Source organism: Lentibacillus songyuanensis, assembly GCF_039548255.1.
Taxonomy (GTDB): Bacteria; Bacillota; Bacilli; order Bacillales; family Amphibacillaceae; genus Lentibacillus_C; species Lentibacillus_C songyuanensis.
Genome location: NZ_JBCLVH010000001.1, coordinates 11,633 through 28,639 on the forward strand (window position 1 = coordinate 11,633; position 17,007 = coordinate 28,639).

15 protein-coding genes and 1 tRNA gene are annotated in these 17,007 nt (G+C 42.2%); 1 reads left to right on the forward strand and 15 read right to left on the reverse strand.

Annotated features, from left to right (window positions below; translation table 11 throughout):
* Window positions 1–78: 78 nt before the first annotated feature.
* From WMZ97_RS00065 to spoIIE, 3 genes are all read right to left on the reverse strand, one after another.
* Complete coding sequence (locus WMZ97_RS00065) at window positions 79–1,023, reverse strand: protein kinase domain-containing protein (RefSeq protein WP_343270011.1); 945 nt, start codon at window positions 1,021–1,023, stop codon at window positions 79–81.
* On the reverse strand, window positions 986–1,726 hold the full coding sequence (locus WMZ97_RS00070) for a VWA domain-containing protein (RefSeq protein WP_343270012.1): 741 nt from the start codon (window positions 1,724–1,726) through the stop codon (window positions 986–988). Before WMZ97_RS00070 ends, WMZ97_RS00065 begins: the two co-directional genes overlap by 38 nt.
* A 513-nt stretch (window positions 1,727–2,239) precedes the next feature.
* The gene (gene spoIIE, locus WMZ97_RS00075; protein ID WP_343270013.1) at window positions 2,240–4,690 is read right to left on the reverse strand and encodes a stage II sporulation protein E; all 2,451 of its coding nucleotides are present in this window, start codon (window positions 4,688–4,690) and stop codon (window positions 2,240–2,242) included.
* A gap of 372 nt (window positions 4,691–5,062) precedes the next feature.
* On the opposite strand from spoIIE, the gene WMZ97_RS00080 reads away from it, so the two are divergent.
* Window positions 5,063–5,136, forward strand: a tRNA-Met gene (locus WMZ97_RS00080).
* 847 nt (window positions 5,137–5,983) lie between these two features.
* Here WMZ97_RS00080 and WMZ97_RS00085 read toward each other — a convergent pair.
* The 12 genes from WMZ97_RS00085 to pth form a co-directional block, all read right to left on the reverse strand.
* Window positions 5,984–6,367, reverse strand: coding sequence for a S1 domain-containing RNA-binding protein (locus tag WMZ97_RS00085; protein WP_343270014.1), 384 nt, complete (start codon window positions 6,365–6,367; stop codon window positions 5,984–5,986).
* 72 nt (window positions 6,368–6,439) lie between these two features.
* The gene (locus WMZ97_RS00090; RefSeq protein WP_343270015.1) at window positions 6,440–6,820 is read right to left on the reverse strand and encodes an FtsB family cell division protein; all 381 of its coding nucleotides are present in this window, start codon (window positions 6,818–6,820) and stop codon (window positions 6,440–6,442) included.
* A gap of 7 nt (window positions 6,821–6,827) precedes the next feature.
* Window positions 6,828–7,427 carry a spore cortex biosynthesis protein YabQ gene (yabQ, locus tag WMZ97_RS00095; protein WP_343270016.1) on the reverse strand — a complete coding sequence of 200 codons (600 nt, stop codon included), beginning with the start codon at window positions 7,425–7,427 and terminating at the stop codon, window positions 6,828–6,830.
* Window positions 7,424–7,723, reverse strand: a complete 300-nt coding sequence (yabP, locus tag WMZ97_RS00100) for a sporulation protein YabP (protein ID WP_343270017.1) — start codon at window positions 7,721–7,723, stop codon at window positions 7,424–7,426. Before yabP ends, yabQ begins: the two co-directional genes overlap by 4 nt.
* Before the next feature lie 56 nt (window positions 7,724–7,779).
* The gene (locus WMZ97_RS00105; RefSeq protein ID WP_343270018.1) at window positions 7,780–8,034 is read right to left on the reverse strand and encodes an RNA-binding S4 domain-containing protein; all 255 of its coding nucleotides are present in this window, start codon (window positions 8,032–8,034) and stop codon (window positions 7,780–7,782) included.
* A gap of 5 nt (window positions 8,035–8,039) precedes the next feature.
* Window positions 8,040–9,491 carry a bifunctional methyltransferase/pyrophosphohydrolase YabN gene (locus WMZ97_RS00110; protein ID WP_343270019.1) on the reverse strand — a complete coding sequence of 484 codons (1,452 nt, stop codon included), beginning with the start codon at window positions 9,489–9,491 and terminating at the stop codon, window positions 8,040–8,042.
* A 5-nt stretch (window positions 9,492–9,496) separates the two neighbouring features.
* Window positions 9,497–11,080, reverse strand: a complete 1,584-nt coding sequence (locus WMZ97_RS00115; RefSeq protein ID WP_343270020.1) for a putative polysaccharide biosynthesis protein — start codon at window positions 11,078–11,080, stop codon at window positions 9,497–9,499.
* A gap of 354 nt (window positions 11,081–11,434) precedes the next feature.
* On the reverse strand, window positions 11,435–11,971 hold the full coding sequence (gene spoVT, locus WMZ97_RS00120; protein ID WP_343270021.1) for a stage V sporulation protein T: 537 nt from the start codon (window positions 11,969–11,971) through the stop codon (window positions 11,435–11,437).
* A gap of 46 nt (window positions 11,972–12,017) precedes the next feature.
* Window positions 12,018–12,221, reverse strand: a complete 204-nt coding sequence (locus WMZ97_RS00125; protein ID WP_343270022.1) for a hypothetical protein — start codon at window positions 12,219–12,221, stop codon at window positions 12,018–12,020.
* Between the two features lie 6 nt (window positions 12,222–12,227).
* Window positions 12,228–15,755, reverse strand: a complete 3,528-nt coding sequence (mfd, locus tag WMZ97_RS00130; protein ID WP_343270023.1) for a transcription-repair coupling factor — start codon at window positions 15,753–15,755, stop codon at window positions 12,228–12,230.
* A gap of 67 nt (window positions 15,756–15,822) precedes the next feature.
* Window positions 15,823–16,050: an anti-sigma-F factor Fin family protein gene (locus WMZ97_RS00135; protein ID WP_343270024.1), complete on the reverse strand. Its 228-nt coding sequence runs from the start codon at window positions 16,048–16,050 to the stop codon at window positions 15,823–15,825.
* A gap of 382 nt (window positions 16,051–16,432) precedes the next feature.
* Window positions 16,433–16,993, reverse strand: a complete 561-nt coding sequence (gene pth / locus WMZ97_RS00140) for an aminoacyl-tRNA hydrolase (RefSeq protein ID WP_343270025.1) — start codon at window positions 16,991–16,993, stop codon at window positions 16,433–16,435.
* Window positions 16,994–17,007 lie beyond the last annotated feature (14 nt).

The window sequence follows — 17,007 nt, forward strand, 5'->3', positions numbered from 1 at the left end:
TTACTTTTTTAAATTACGTTTTGCCCGCTTCACCCAATCCCCCGTTAGTATAACATAATCAACCAATTCGATACGAACTTAAGGTAGCAAAAGTGAAAATAAATAACAAGTAAGAGACAGAACCGAAATCCCTGTCAACTCGACGACAGTCGGTGTATGGCTTCCTGCTTTTCTCTTTCTTGTACTTCGCATCGGAGTCTTGCTGCGTTGCGCTTGATAGATTACCCCGGCAATTTCTTTTTTCATTTGTGCACTTGTTTGATAGTTTCCTTGAATGGCCTTTCGTAAACATACGCGATACACCCGCAATGGCTGCGCTTGGTTTATGTTAGCGAGCAGCGTTTTTTCCGGGTGCGGCCCCTTGCTGAACCGCTTGGGATAAAATATAGTTAAAAACACCATGACAAACGCGAACAAGTCATAGCTTGGTTCTGCACGTCGCGACCCCATTTTCCAGTATCCACGATCATAAAACTCGGTATATTCCTTAATCGCCCTTCCTTGCTGTGTTGTTCCTCCAACATCTACCCAACGGATTTTTGGCGGCGAGGATAGCACGAGGAGATTTTCCGTTTTCAGATCACCGAACACCCATCCCGCTTGATGCAGCCTTTCCAAATCGTCCAATAACTGCAGCATGAGCACACCAATCCATTCGCTGCCATGTCGCTTAATGAAATGAGCAAGTCCTTCTCCTTGTAAATACTCCATAATGTAAAATACATACGTAGATCCTTGAGGTGACTCCCAATCATCGACATCGAACAAAGAAGGTCCAAGCCGATTTCCTTGGACCTTTGCCAGTGATTTTAATACATTTACTTCCATCGTCATCGATGTACTGTTATCACTTATTTTTAAGGCTCGCTTTTTGCCATGATGTTCACACAGGTAAACCGAGCCAATGGCACCACTTCCCAGCTTTCTTTTTACGACATACTGCTGGTTGTGCCATTTTCCTTTTATGATCATGCCTGCATGTAAATCAATATCCTGCTTCTTCTGCGTCTGATTCCTCATCATTTTGAAAGCTCCTTAACAAGCTTTTTTTACCGAATTGGTACATTGCCTCACGAATGGCTGGCCCGGTTGGTGTAATCCCACCACTAGTCAATTTTGGAAACACGGTGGATACAGCGTCCAATTTAGGGGACCAGTCAAAGACTTTTTGAATACTTTTGCGTCGTCCCGGGAAACTATAAATACAAAAACGATTGCGGCCAATCCGAGCATTTAGACTGATAGACAGATCGATCAGCGCTTCTTTAACCGTTGGAAGTTTATCATTCATACTGGCACTAGTATCCACAAGTACAAGTACCTCCAAGTCACAGGTCTCTCCCATGTCTTCTACAACCTCCATGATTTCTCCACGCTTTTCTGGTTCTAAATCATCCATGGACTGTTCCGGTCCCAAAATTTGCTTTAACTCCTGATTAACAAAGCCTTGCAATGTTTGTGTCATGGCTTGTTTCGTAACTGTTTGCACCGTTTGGGCTAATGATTGTTTATACACTAATTGGCTAACACCGCTGCCACTCTTGGCAATGTCCTCAATTTCCTTTAATCCCTCTGGTTCTTCTACTTGATCATCACTTAAAATACCAATAACATTCACTGCAATTCCTTGCTGTGCTGCAATAGCCGCTGTTGCCGCAGGATCTTCTCCGCGATTGGAGCAACCATCTGTTATTAATAAGATTTGTTTTAATGTACCTTTTTTCACCACGATACCTCCCAACTATTCCAGTACCATCATCACCAGAATATTGGAAGAATATACATGGAGCCAAGAGGTTGAGACACATCGGAAACTTATCTTATTACACTGAAGACATACAGTGACAGGATAGTAGGCAGAGAATGTTACTTATTCAGGTAAAATGTAATACGCAGTTGATGGAAAATGCGACGTAGTGAATAATTTTCTATCGTGACCGTTTCCCGTGTTCTAATGGAAGATGAGAGCTTAAATTCGCTCCGTCAGAATACTCCGCTTTCCTTAGGCATGGCCTCAGCCTCCTCTAAAAGCAAAGACCGCTTCCTGTGGGGTCTTTCCGCGAGGAGGCCGTGCCCGTGGAAAGCATCCGCCCGGAGTGATCCCGGACGGTGGCCTCAGCACACCTGCCGAAAAATAAATCCCGTTATCGTCGCAATATATATCTAATCAGCATCAAAGTTTTCCTATGCTCGGTACTTAAAAACTTTTATCCACATCGAGGTGAAACGATATACCTTATCATTGTGCCTCCTTCCCATAAACAGGGATACTGGCCCACTTTGGTGTGTTCTTCTTAATTTTTGCCACCATTACCGTCATATCATCCTCGATGGCGCCTGACCTGGTTCGGACAACCTCTTCCAGCAACAAATCAGCCATTTCCTGTGGATCGTCAGTATGCATGTCCCGTATCTTGCGTTTCAGCCAAATATCAGTATTCTCCACGTGCTTTGGACCATCAAAAATTCCATCGCTCATCATGATTAAGATATCCTCTGCCATCAATTGTTCACTGACAATGTCGACATCAAACTCCTGAATAATGCCCATTGGTAAATTGCTCGCCTCAATCTTTCGCATCTCTTGTCCACGCTTGATAAAACTCGGTGTTGAGCCAATTTTTAAAAAGCTGACAAACGCATTATGCAAATTAATAACAGCAAGGTCCAACGTGGCATACATCTCGTCCGTTGAACGTAACGAAAGAATCGAATTAATCGATTTAATAGCCACCTTTTCCTGTATCCCTGTCTGCAGAATTTGCTGCAACAACCGCAACGTTTCATCGCTCTCTTCATGTGCCCGTTTTCCATTTCCCATGCCATCACTGATGGCCATGGCATACTTTCCTGTCCCAAGTTCAATCGTGGTAAAACTGTCGCCCGAGATTAACCCGCCACCTTTAGCAGCATTGGCAACCCCTGTTTCAATCACGAATTCCTTCGCCGAGCCAAACGCCAAGTAACAAAGCCCATTTGGGAACGGTGAAATTTCCTCCTGTTTCACAATAATCATTTCGTTTAAAATATCGGAGAGTACTGGTGCAATCAATTTTGCCGCTTCACCATGGTAATCGTAAAATGATACCGTCATTTCAATGTCCACATTTCCCTTATCCAAACGAAAAATATCAAGCTTGTCCAAATCAATCCCCATCTGTTTTAATGCATGCACAATTTGTATTTCCTGGTTTTCATGCTGTTGCCGCTCCTTTAAAATTTCCTTAGCAAAATTATCCATGACGTCGGATACCCCTTGCAGCTGATCGGCTACAAACCGTTTACTCTCCATCACTTGTTTTTTCAATTTCTGGTTTGCTTCAAAGAATGACATTTCCTCCTGCATCGCGTCAATGACCTTTTTGGATTTGACACAGTGATTGGCAAAATCGCGATGCAGTTTACGGTTTGGCTCTTTGCCTTCCTCAAGCTCGTCCTTTAGATTTTCCATTAAGGAATACGTTTTATCGAATTGCTGCTGCCAGCATTTATTTTTCATAAAACAGCCTTGACACGTTTTCTCGGTCACTTGACTAAGGAAAAAGTCCGTTTCCCGTTTACGGTCCATATCCTCCTGTGGCGTTTCTTGTGCGTTTGTGAAGCTTTTTGATAACGCTTCAAATACATCGGAAAATTGCTCTACCCGTTTCGCAGTAACATTGCGCACCTTTTGTAAATATTGCTCCTGTTCATTCGTGTACTCCTCTGTCCCGGGAATATACCGCGATAATCGTTTAAACCAACTTGCCGGTGTTAAAAAGAAAAGGACAATCGCGGTTGTCGATTCTATAAGCGAGGGGACCAACGAGGAAGCGTCACCATAAATCCCAACCAAAAACGTACCCACAAGTAACCCCACACTAACTCCAGTCTTTTTTCCTTCTTTCAATAGCCCACCAAGCAGTCCGGAAAATGCCAGTAAACTCATTTGATACAGATTCGCCACATTTGCCAGCGACAGGATTAGACCTGCCACAACACCGACAGTTGATCCAACAGCCGATCCGCCAACGAAAGCGAGAATTAAGACGAAGTAGCGGGAAAATATTTGTTCAAATGATGCATCATATACCTCCCAGCCAATGGTACCGGTCAGGATCGAAGCAATAAGGATAATCATACAGACAATCTCTTCATTTTTTAATGTCGGTTTATATTTTTTTGGTGATAATAACGGGATACTCTGCATAAAGATTAATACTAATACCGTTCCAAGCACCCCTTCAACAATTAACAGCATCCATTCATAGGATGAAAGCTGACCCGCTATGGAATATAGAAATAATCGGGGTGCGATCGTGGATAGAAATACAAATAGTGGAATGGCGATTTGCTGGTTGTTCACTTTTTTAAACAGCCCGGCCAAGAACACAAATGTAATCATCGCTAATGAAACAAATAGCCCCTGTGTACCGGAAAAACTTAACGCTCCGGCAATGATGGCCAACATTACCTTGAAAGTATTCTCCTTGTGGGCAAACCAAATCGTCGCTAAAAAAGCGACAGCAAATGGAGATACCACCGACAAGATGACAGCTCGTCCAAGCAAAAAGCCAACCATCACAAATAGCCATCCCTTTTCTAGCAAAATGGTCTTGCTTGCGGATGATACCTTTCTTCTTAGTTTGTGCATGCTTTTTGCCCCTTTTCTAAGGGACTTCGCTTCTACTCCAGGAATTGAATCCATCATACAATACCACTCCTTCTGAAGTTATTAAATCATAGGATGGATTCTTTTTTTGTCAAAATGACAGAGCATATTCCAGAAATCGTTCGACTAAGTTTTCCGTGGATAAGGGATTTTTCTACAAACCCCTTTGCTACGCTTTTCTCTTCTTAAAGCCTTATTTTCCTTGAATAAAAACAATATACCGATGGCAGAGGTTACGAACGATTTTTCGCGCTAACGAAAGCAAGTTGTGTTTAGAACAATCGGGAATACTCGAATTATGGATAAAACTTTTCCCACTACATCGGATTTTGTTTTTTATTTTTTCTGGAAAATACGGGGACTATTGACAGTTGTGTTCCCCTGTTGTAAGATATCATTTGTGACTTATTTGGCGGCGTAGCTCAGCTGGCGAGAGCGTACGGTTCATACCCGTGAGGTCGTGGGTTCGATCCCCTCCGCCGCTATTACACAGTATCTCGATAGGAAACCTCTCATTCAGTCATACTTTTATGAATGGGAGGTTTCCTATTTGTATTTAAAAATAGTGATGCAAATTATACATAAACTACAACGTAGAATGAGTTAGTGGTTGAACTACCGCTACAGGAAAACACTACGCTGGTATAGTGTGTTTCAACGGAATTCTTAGCTACACTGGAACGACCATATCTTTTTATTAACGACTATACCTTTCCCGATGAATGAAGGGCGGTGATTTCCGCTCAGAACAGCACAACTCCATAGCCTTACAATGCGATCCGTGTGGAGCCGATTAACGGTTTTTACGTTCAACGTTTGGCATTTTTTTAGGGGCCATTTCCCATTGCTAGTATAGTGTTTGCAATTATTTATAAACAGCCACACCAGTACGGGTGAGCGGAGGGCAGTCGACTCCCGCTCAGAACACGAGCTTAAGATCCCGCAGAGTAGTTCTTAAGGTGGGCCGACTAAAAACGGCCTTTGCAGCCAACGTCGGCATACCCCTATGAAGGGGCAAGGAGGCTGAAGCCGTGCCCGTGGAAAGCGACTGCCCGGAGCGATCCCGGACGGCGGCATAAGCACATCCAGTTGGAAATTAATATTCACTACGTCGCATTTTCCATCAACTGCGTATGAAAACCCATATAAAAAAGTAACTGTCTAAACTTCCCTCTCTGTAGTCGTTCGTCTTTCGTGTAGAAAGCTTCCGTTATACCCCGTTTTCCGACTCCTGACTTCTGGTAGCTGACCTCTAAAAAAAGCAGGTACCAACATATGTTAGTACCTGCTTTTTGATCTATTAGACAAGAGCATCTCTATAGACAGCAGTTGCTATCCTCTTTTAGCACCTCGACCCCCACGTTTGGATTCCGTGTGCTTCTTTAAAGAGGCTAAACGGTCTTCAGAATCTTTGAGAAAACGATTCATTTTGGCTTCAAATGTTTCAGTACGCTCTCGGGTGTTCCTTTGACGCTGCGGACGATCCTTCGCTTTCTTGATCGATAAACCGATCTTGCCATCTTTTTCGACATTAATTACTTTCACCTTAATTTCATCTCCGACACTAAGATGATCATTAATGTCTTTAACATAGTTGTCGGCAACTTCACTAATATGAACAAGACCTGTTTTTCCCTCACCGAGCTCAACAAAGGCCCCGAAATTAGTAATACCAGTTACCTTTCCCTGCAGCTTGCTGCCTACTTCGATTGACATAAAAAAAATGCTCCTCCTTAAAAGTTTAAATATATAGTTCTATTATATTATAGCTAAGCATATGAAAGCGTGTCAATATGAGGGGTCCTCGTCAGGAATTTTAAAGATGGTTTCTCCCTTGTCCGAAAAGAAGTAGTTCGTTCGCGCTATATCTAGAACGTAATCCTCATCTTTCAGCAGATCAATTTCTTCTTTCATGCTTTTTTCTTCTGTTTCTAACGTGGATAGCTTGTCCTTCATTTCTACATACTGTTCCTGTTTGTCAGCTTGAACGGATCGCTGTTTCACATGGTATGCAGCCATACTGCCAAGTGCAATGAGAAAAACAATTGAGAATAGCATAAGACGGCGGACCAAACGTTTCTTCTTCTTTTTCTGTCGTTCTATGTACGCGTCATATTGCTGCATATATTGTGAGTCTAATCGTGCTACCGTTTTTTTCTTTGTCTGCAAATCTTCGCTACCTCCTTTTAAACTTCAAATACTCCAAACCCTTTTTACATATATTCTTTATTGTACTATAAAATCCTGCTGTTTTGTAGAAAAAGTTTTGAATACTTTTTGGGAGCATGCGATAGATCAACGATAAAACCCATTTGATTGGATAAAAAACGATTTTACCTACAAAACGTACAATACTGATGATAACCTGACCAGCAAATAAAAGCAGGGTAATGATGAATTGAATAACATACTTGATTGGCTTGATCAGTAACGTTTTGATTACATTCTCCAAAAAACGGTAACACATGACAATAATACGAATAATAATTTCTAATAAGCGTTTATAGAGTGGTGCTATTAACGCTTTATAAGCGGAGAACCCAAGGAAAAGTGCCAAGAAAACATACACACGAAGCTCGCCGGAATTCACGCGAAAGAGTACATAAAATAAAAGCAATACCTGTGACAGCCAAAAGGCAATTTCCATAAAGTACAACAGGAAACGATTGGATTTCCAAGACGGCTGAAAGCGATGGAAGGTTTCGAGCGCTGCTCCCAGATAAACGCCACTAATTGCCATAACCACCATCGTCAAGAACTGCACGTCCAATGTCATCGGAATAGCTTGCTAAAGAATCCTTTAGCTTTCTCCTGATGTTGTTCATCTACATAGGAAAGCTCATATATTTTACCTTTGATGGAAACCAGGCCTTGTCCAACATCAAGGTTCTTTAACTGTAAATTTTGACCACGGATAATCAAATAACCCATTACCGTTTCCAATAAGAACTCTTCATTGTCAAAGCTGTCTACCTCTTTCACACCGGAGATTTCTAAGTTTTTACGGTTATTAATTTTTATAAAGTGATCTTGCTCTACACGTTGTACGGTATCTTTTTCATAATAATTCATATGCCCTGTCCCTCCTTATCACTATATGCTTATGACAGGATGGACAAGGTTAGAACTTAACTTTTTTCTTCTTTTCGTACCTTATATAAGTTTTCTGCTTCCTCTTTTTTTACGGTTTCCTGCAGTGCCGTTACCTCAACTGTTAGCCGCTTTTGCCCATATTGAATCGCAAGCACATCGCCAACAGCTACATCCGTGGCGGCCTTTGCCTGGCTACCGTTAATGGTGATTCGTCCTTTATCGGCAATCTCCTTGGCAAGGGTACGACGTTTAATTAATCGGGATACTTTTAAAAATTTGTCAAGACGCATCGTCATCACTCATTTCCTTTTGCTTGATTCCAATAATGATCCATTTCAGCCAACCCTGCCTCCTGAATGTCTTTCTTTTGTTCAGCAAGTCGTTTTTCAATAAAAGCAAAGCGTGAAATGAATTTTTGGTTGGTTCGGTTTAACGCGATTTCAGGATTTACTTTATAATACCTGGAAATATTCGCTAGGACAAACAGGACATCTCCCAGCTCTTTTTCTATTTCGACCAGATCAGCTTGTTTGACCGCTTCCCGTACTTCGGCAATTTCTTCGTTTAGTTTTTCCCACACTTCGTCAACCGTTTCCCACTGAAATCCGACTTTGCCTGCCTTTTTTTGCAGCTGATATGCCCTAAAAAGCGCGGGCAGACGCTTCGGTACACCATCCAGAACAGACTGGCGCTGCTCTTTTCCTTTCTCTTCCTGTTTTAAGAGATCCCAATTTCGATTTACATCCGCAACGGTTTCCACCACTTTATCCGCAAAAATGTGTGGATGACGATGGATCATTTTGTCGGTTATCGATTGAATGACATCGTCAACGGAAAAATAACCAGCATCTTCGCCGATTTGACTGTGCAGCATCACCTGCAACAGGATATCACCAAGCTCTTCAATGACCCCTTCGTCATCCTGGTCATCAATGGCGTCGATCAACTCATAGACCTCTTCCACAGCGTATTGCCTTAGTGATTCATGCGTTTGTTTTTTATCCCACGGACAGCCATTTGGTCCCCGAAGCTGGGCCATCACCTCACGCAGCCTTGCAAACGTATGATGGAGTGATTCCTGTGGTACCGGCGGAATATACACACTTGTTAAATTACTGACGGCAAGCGAATGATCCAGTTCTTCCAATGGGATCGTTTTCAGGCTTTCCTCGTTGCTGCCTGCCGCTTCTACTATGGTAACAGGATAATCAGCGGGAAGATCCTCTAACAGCACAAGCTTCACATTAGATGCGATAAACCGGTCATAAACCTGACAAAAAATCACATGGTGCCGATAATCAAGCTGATTCCGTTTAAATGAAGTCGCATCAACAAATTGAAACCCATCGATCGGATCAATATGTAAGCTTGTAAATAAATCGTCCAAGTAACTTTGTCCGCCAACTACAGTAACCGTAACTTGCTTTTGCTCGAGTAAAAGCTGGACTGTTTTTTCTGCTAGCATAGGATGACCTGGTACAGCATAAATGATCGGTGACATAAGCGCATATTGAACTAATTGATTGGTAATCTCCTGATAAACATCCTCAAAATGATCATTGGCCTCATAAACATCATCAAACGCAATAAATTCCACTCCTTGCGCTTTGAGACTTGCAATCACTGGATGATCCATTGTTCGTACATATATTTTTTTTTGAGAGTCGGTTAACTTTTTATAGATTCCTAATGGCAGCTGATCGATATTACCTGCTCCCAGACCAATAACTTCAATTGTTTTCTCCATGGTTATCAATCCTTCCTTGGTAAAATCCGAATGAACAATGAGGAAAATGGCAGTAACCGTAATTCCTCTTTCGTAAACGCCTTCCTCTTTATTAGCAATGTCAAATAAACAATAGCACCTGTCAATGCAATAACCATAACATAAATAAGTAATCCAATACGAGAATGCAAGCCAAGCCTGGTGATGATATACTTAGCGATTAATAGATAGATAACCATCCCCAGGCCGGAAGTACATAGGGCTTGATAATTCAATCCTTTCCCCAACAACAAACCTGGCAGCTTCCTTTTCAACTCGACTAACACGAAGCCACACAATACAGACAGGCTAATGACGGTGGCTAAAGCGCTGCCGGTAATCTCCCACGAAGGAACAAGCAACAGATTGGCCATCCATTTGATTACCAACGCCACTGTAATATATAGGGCTGTCCGTTTTATATACCCTAATCCCTGCAGGATGGAAGCAGCGGTAATCGCAACCGAGCACAGGAGGATGGCGATGACTAGAATACGTAAACTGCCTGTCCCTTGAAAATCTTGAAATAATAACATATTTGCTTCCGGAAAAACCATCACTAATCCAATCGTTGCTCCAACTGCCAGATAAATGCTGCATTTCATGGCAGTGCGGACATAAAAGTAAAATTGCTCCGGGTCAGCTTGCAGTCGTTGCCTACTAATGGACGGAATCAAAGCCAAAGCAAAGGAGGATCCAATGACCGTCCCTAACTGAATCAATGGTTGTCCCCGGTCAAATACCCCTTTCAACTCCATTGCATCAAGCTGTGTTAAACCATATGTCACTAATCCTGGTACAAGGGTAAAAGCATCGGCAAACTGAATGAACAATAATACCATGTGGTTTAGGGATGCGAAAACACCAAACAAGAGCATTGTTTTTAGGTAATAGCTCCATGGTACAGCGAATGTGCTGTTTCCAATTGGCTTTTGCCTTCGTAAACTTCCAATTAGAAGCATCAATGCAACCATTCCACCAGCGATCGAAGCAATCGCCGCTGCTGGTCCAATATGATAAATATTATCTTTCCTTATGGCAATAAATGCTGCAGCAAGAATAATAATAAAGACACGCATGAATTGTTCACCGACCTGAGACACCGCGGTCGGTTTCATTTGAAAATTCCCTTGAAATACGCCGCGAAACAGTGCCGTAAAAGGGATAAGGAGAAATGCGAATGCGCTAAGTTTAAGTCCTGTTTCCAAGCGGGCATTTCCCATCCACTGGGCAATCTCCCCGGATTTTAAAAATAAAAAAAGTGTGATCGCTCCATTTATAATACATAAAATAATAAAAATCGGTACATAGAAGCTAGTAAACGAAAGCCCTTTATTTGCAGTTCGTAAATCTACCACTACTTTTGATATCGCTGAAGGAAAACCATACAATGACAGCACAAGAACAATACCAAGAAATGGATAAATCTGCTGATAAATATAAAATCCAAGATCCCCCGTCATATTTTGCAGTGGTATTCGATACCCGGCACTCAACAGTTTACTAATAAAGCCGGCTACAGTTAACATGAGTGCACCTTTCACCAATCGCTTCGATTGACTATCTTCCATAACAAACGCCTTTCTGGATGTTTTCTTTCATTGTAGCATAGGAAAAGTGAAGCAGGAATGTTCAAAGGCACGATAGAGAAAATTAAATGGACAGTTCCCCACCGCTTTAACATATTAGAGTGGTGGGGAACTGTCCATTTTTAAAGGTAAGTAAATTTAGGCCCTATTCTGCTCATGCCAGCATAGGCCACATCCGGCTTCAGCATCCAACGGCTAGAGTAACACCGGCACAGTACTAAGTGGCAGGGCGATGCATATACGCGGGCCTGCAGGATACAGGTCAGCCGGCGCTGGTACAAGACGGGCCGACTTTTGCCGACCATCCCTTAACCGATCGCTTTTCGCCTTTGTTTCTTATTCCATTTGTTTTGCCAGGAAGTTAGCTGCGGTTTCAGCTGCCTTTTGCTCGACGTTACTAAGCGCTTTGTCCTCCTTGGCATATATCATGACACAGCCGATTGGATCACCGTTTGCAATGATCGGACTGACGCTGTAGGAGGTTAATTCTTCCTCATTCCCCTCCAAAATTTCCAATGTACTTGTTTCAGTTTCAAATAAAGGGCTGCGGTTTTCAATTGCCTTTTCCAATTTCGTCCCGATATTTTTATTTAAGTAATCCTTTTTCGAATCGCCTGCAACTGCGATAATTTCGTCTCGGTCACAAATAATGACAGGGTAATTTAATGAATCAAATAATGCTTCGGCATATTCCTTTGCAAAGCTTCCAAGTTCATTGATTGGAGAGTACTTCTTGAGGATAACCTCACCTTCACGATCGACAAAGATTTCCAATGGATCGCCTTCACGGATACGTAATGTTCTTCTAATTTCTTTCGGGATAACAACCCTTCCTAAATCATCAATTCGACGAACAATTCCTGTTGCCTTCATCTTATGGAGCCTCACTTTCTTAAGTTGATCGTCTCCGGTATCTTTTTCACCTAATGCCGCTCAAATCACTACCACTTGCTTTGCCTTTTTGATTCATCCCCGTATTCCTTAGCCAATATAACAGCATTGCTACCTTTAGCGATGTAAGTGTTGAACGGCCTTTTGAAAACACACCTTCTTTCAAATGTGAAAAAGCACCAGTTATGGTTTTAGTATAGTTCAACTGGTAAGAACTATGCATAAAACACATTTTTTTCTAATTCTCCCGATCAACAGTGGACAGTTGTTCCATCAAGCTCGTGACAATATCATAGCGTTTATCTTTCGATTCTTTTGACGCGTTAAACACGATTTTCAACTTTTTATCTTCCGTTCCAAGCTGTACATCCCGGCCAAATGTATTTGCTAATGTAAACAGCTTGGCTCCATCAATACGCTGACTACGACTCTCCGCGATGAGCAACACTATCTTCTTATTTTTCTCACGGATGGACTCTACCCACTCGCGTTTGGCATACAGTTTCAGTTTGGAAATAATAAATAAATTAGCAACCTCTTCAGGATAATCACCAAACCGATCAATTAGTTCTTCTTGTAAATCGTTTAAGTCTTCTAAGGATGCAGTGGTTTGAAAACGTTTATACATGTCTATCTTCTGTTTGCCATCGTCAATATAGGTGTCCGGTATATACGCATCCAGATCAACAGACAGCTCTGGTTCAAATGCTTTTACTTCGTCCAAATCTTTTCCGGTTTTACGAGCATCGATAGCATCTTTAAGCATTTGTGAATACATATCAAAGCCGACCGAGTCAATAAACCCGTGTTGTTGTGCACCAAGAAGGTTACCTGCTCCGCGAATGGATAAATCACGCATTGCAATTTTAAACCCGGAACCAAGCTCCGTGAATTCCTTAATGGCCTGCAGACGCTTTTCAGCGACCTCTGATAATATTTTATCCCGCTGATACGTAAAGTAGGCATATGCTACACGGTTTGAACGCCCGACTCGTCCGCGCAACTGATATAATTGACTGAGCCCCATGCGATCAGCGTCATAAACAATTAATGTATTGACATTCGGGATGTCAACTCCAGTTTCGATGATGGTCGTGCTCACCAGCACATCAAATTCACCTTCTAAAAATCCAAACATGACACTTTCCAATTCCGTCTCATTCATTTGACCATGGGCAACGCCAACCTTAGCGTCCTCTACAAGCATGCCAATTTCCCGGGCAATACGATCAATGTTCTCCACGCGATTATAAAGGAAAAAGATTTGCCCTCCACGCGCCATTTCGCGCTCGATTGCTTCGCGGATGAACACCGGATTATATTCCGTCACATAGGTTTGAATTGGAAACCGATTTTCTGGTGGTGTTTCGATGACAGATAAATCACGCACACCCAACATGGACATGTGCAAGGTTCTTGGGATTGGTGTCGCTGTTAAGGTCAACACGTCTACATTTGTTTTCAGCTGCTTAATTTTTTCCTTATGTTTTACCCCAAATCGTTGCTCCTCATCAACGACCAACAGACCCAGGTCACGATATTGAACATCCTTTGATAGTAGCCGATGGGTGCCGATCACGATATCGACAGTTCCCCTTTTCAATCCTTCCAATGTTTCCTTCTGTTGCTTCTTGGTACGAAATCGACTTAACACGCCAATGGTAACTGCTTGATCCTGGAACCGCTCCCGGATCGTTTCAAAATGCTGTTGTGCCAAAATCGTTGTTGGTACGAGGATCGCCACTTGTTTTCCATCGACAACCGCCTTGAAGGCTGCGCGAATCGCGACTTCTGTTTTTCCGTAGCCCACATCCCCGCACAGCAACCGATCCATTGGCTGCTCTTTTTCCATATCCTGCTTAATTTCTTCAATACACCGTAATTGATCTTCCGTTTCCTGATAGGGGAAGGATGCTTCAAATTCCTGCTGCAGATCGGTATCCTCGGAAAATGCGTATCCTTTTCTTGCCTCCCGCTCAGCATAAAGCTTGATCAGATCGTCGGCGATATCCTCGACGGATGATTGGACTTTTCGTTTTACCTTTGTCCATTCACTTCCGCCCAATTTATATAATTTAGGTTCTTTGCCTTCTGAGGCGACAAACTTCTGTACCTGATCAATTTGATCAATTGGTACATATAGCTTGTCATCACCGGAATAGCGAATCAGCATGTAATCATTATGCAAGCCATTTACAACCAATGTCTCAATCCCAATGTATTTCCCAATACCATGGTTAGCATGAACAACATAGTCGCCAATTTTTAATTCCTGGTAGTTTTTAATCCGTTCTGCGTTAGAAATCTTTTGCTTTTTTCGGGCCCGCTTAGTGACCTTTTTGAACAACTCATTTTCCGTAATAATCACTAGCTTATGCATAGGAAATTCAATACCGCTGCTGATGTGACCCACAGTAATGGTTGGTTTTTTGACAGGCAAAGTTAGTTGTTTGGAATATGCCGCTTCAATATCATAATCGGTAAAGATCGAATGAACCTTCTCGGCACGTTCGTCGTTTTCAGCCAAAATGACAACCGAATACTCCCCTTTTTCCCAGCGCTTTAGTTCATTTTTAAACAAGTGCATTTGACCATGGAACTCCTGCATGGCTCTCGTTGACAGGTTGATAATATTTTCCGGCTGGGTGTTTGGGATATGCCGCAGAAATACGGACATATAAATTCGCTGCTGCTGTTGAACCATGTTTACAATATCGTGCCAATCAAGGGACAATCGATTATGTCTGACTATCTGATTGGAGGCCAGCATACTGCTATACCACTCTGCCTCTTCGGTATCCAAATGAGTTGCGGTTTCTTGGACTCGGCTCAATTCATCCAGGATAATCAAGCCTTGATCCGACAAATAATCTAACAAACTAGCAGGACGATGATAGAGGAATCCGATGTATTTATTCATTTCCGGGAAATGTTCCAAATTTTTTAAACGTTCCAGGTCATGAGAAATCACATCATTTAATTTTTCCTTTCCTTCACTGCTTTTGATTTTCTGAAGTGACTGTTGTAATGCATCCTCCAGTCGCTTGGCACCGGTAAGAATATCCTCCTGGGTCAATAATAGCTCTGTAGCGGGGCCAACTGTAATGGCATCTAGCTTTTCCAGAGACCGTTGCGAATCGGCATCAAAATAGCGTATCGAATCTATTTCTTCATCAAACAACTCGATACGGATCGGGTGTTCCTCGGTTACCGGATAGATATCAATAATTCCGCCTCGCATGCTGAATTCACCTGGTGTATTAACCATGGCTTGACGTTCATACCCCATATCAACCAATGATTGGACATAGGAGTGGATATCAATCTCTTTTCCCATACTAAATGGCAACTGATACTTCGCCCAATAACTTGGCGGTGGCAATATCCGTTTCAATGCTGCAACAGGAGCAATCAGGATACCAGACTTCTTCTCAGACCAGGCTGATAACGCCTCGATTCGCTGGCTTCTTAACTCTGGACTTGCCACAGCAATTTCCGAGGCAATCAATTCATTTACCGGATAAAGATAGATATCCTCATCGTTCATAAATGCTGATAAGTCATCATATAACTGCTGGGCCTGTACTAACTGGTGTGTCACTAGCAGGACGGGCCTATTCACGGATTCATTTATGATAGAAACGAGCAGGCTTCGTGCTGAGCCTGATAAACCAGCAACAAGTTGTTCTTTCATGCCGCTGGAAATCCCCGTTATAATCGACTGTATGTCTTCTTTTGATTGTAAAAATGCATTAATCCCTTTCATCGTAACCCCCTGTAAACTACAATCGCAAAAACGCTTTGGCTAAAGAACCAAAGCTATTTTTCCGATATTATTGAATGAAAAAGTCTAACTCATGGTATTGCGGGTTAGCTCCTAGAGACGCTTCACAGTTTTCGCAAATTGTCTTAATCTGAAGGTCTCCATCCTGATAGTCAATCATTTCCCTCTTGTCCTCTGCTGATAGTTTATCCAAGCCAAGCATTGATTCGTCAATCACTTGCTGGTCAATCTTCCCAACAACATCGCCACAATGCCTGCATCGATAGACAATAGACATAAGTGTACCTCCTCGAATAAACATGGGGTACCCTAAAGTTTATCCGAAAAGCTATATTTTATACGTCTATTATTCAGGTTCATATAGTCAGCCTTTCGTTAAACGTTTGCTAAAATCACCAAATGATAAGCGAAAGTTATCTATTCCCTATATGTGCATGTTCAAAAAGGAGGATAAAAAGGACCGAGAAGTTCGAGGCAGCGTAGTTTCGAGCAGCGGAATGTATGCAAATAGATACATGAGCAAGCACAAGTAAATGCTTCTCTGAATCCGCATCGCGCGCCGGAAAAGTGGTTTTCTTTTCCAAGGAGCGGAGAAACAAGCCAACGAAGAAATTCGATGTGTCATTTTTACCGGACTTTTTGAACAGCCTCTATATGTATTATGCATTAAAACGATTCATTACTTCAACAAAAGGACTCTGAAGCCATTCTTCACAAGCGTCAGCCGCTTTCTTAATGCTGGCCGTAACATCTGTCTGCTGCTCTTTCGGAAATGTTCCCAGCACATAATCTACGACAGGAATTGGTCCGATCGGCCTGCCAATACCAATACGCAGCCGATTGAATTCCTTCGTCCCTAAATGATCAATAGTGGAACGGATTCCATTATGCCCACCATGGCCGCCTTTTTGCCGCAAGCGAATTTTTCCCGTTGGCAAATCTAAATCGTCATAAATAACCAGCAGTTCATCAACCGCAATATTGTAATAATCCATTAAGGGTCGAATCGCTTCACCGGAAAGGTTCATGTAGGTTTGCGGCTGCAGAAGCATGACCTTTTCACCAGCAATGGATTCTACTGTGAATTTTCCATTAAACTTTGATTTTGTCAAATCGGTATGAAATCGGGATAATAATTCATCAACAACCATAAAACCAATATTGTGCCTGGTTTTGGCATACTTCCTGCCTGGATTACCTAGTCCTGTTATACATTTCATGGTTACTTCTTCCT

Excerpts from the sequence above, each read along its gene's own strand:
- WMZ97_RS00065 (WP_343270011.1), bottom strand. The coding sequence starts at position 1,023 with ATGATGAGGAATCAGACGCAGAAGAAGCAGGATATTGATTTACATGCA.
- WMZ97_RS00110 (WP_343270019.1), bottom strand. The coding sequence starts at position 9,491 with ATGGAGAAAACAATTGAAGTTATTGGTCTGGGAGCAGGTAATATCGAT.
- pth (WP_343270025.1), bottom strand. The coding sequence starts at position 16,993 with ATGAAATGTATAACAGGACTAGGTAATCCAGGCAGGAAGTATGCCAAA.
- mfd (WP_343270023.1), bottom strand. The coding sequence starts at position 15,755 with ATGAAAGGGATTAATGCATTTTTACAATCAAAAGAAGACATACAGTCG.
- spoVT (WP_343270021.1), bottom strand. The coding sequence starts at position 11,971 with ATGAAGGCAACAGGAATTGTTCGTCGAATTGATGATTTAGGAAGGGTT.
- yabP (WP_343270017.1), bottom strand. The coding sequence starts at position 7,723 with ATGAATTATTATGAAAAAGATACCGTACAACGTGTAGAGCAAGATCAC.
- WMZ97_RS00105 (WP_343270018.1), bottom strand. The coding sequence starts at position 8,034 with ATGCGTCTTGACAAATTTTTAAAAGTATCCCGATTAATTAAACGTCGT.
- WMZ97_RS00085 (WP_343270014.1), bottom strand. The coding sequence starts at position 6,367 with ATGTCAATCGAAGTAGGCAGCAAGCTGCAGGGAAAGGTAACTGGTATT.
- WMZ97_RS00135 (WP_343270024.1), bottom strand. The coding sequence starts at position 16,050 with ATGTCTATTGTCTATCGATGCAGGCATTGTGGCGATGTTGTTGGGAAG.
- WMZ97_RS00125 (WP_343270022.1), bottom strand. The coding sequence starts at position 12,221 with ATGTGTTTTATGCATAGTTCTTACCAGTTGAACTATACTAAAACCATA.
- yabQ (WP_343270016.1), bottom strand. The coding sequence starts at position 7,427 with ATGACATTGGACGTGCAGTTCTTGACGATGGTGGTTATGGCAATTAGT.
- WMZ97_RS00115 (WP_343270020.1), bottom strand. The coding sequence starts at position 11,080 with ATGGAAGATAGTCAATCGAAGCGATTGGTGAAAGGTGCACTCATGTTA.
- spoIIE (WP_343270013.1), bottom strand. The coding sequence starts at position 4,690 with ATGATGGATTCAATTCCTGGAGTAGAAGCGAAGTCCCTTAGAAAAGGG.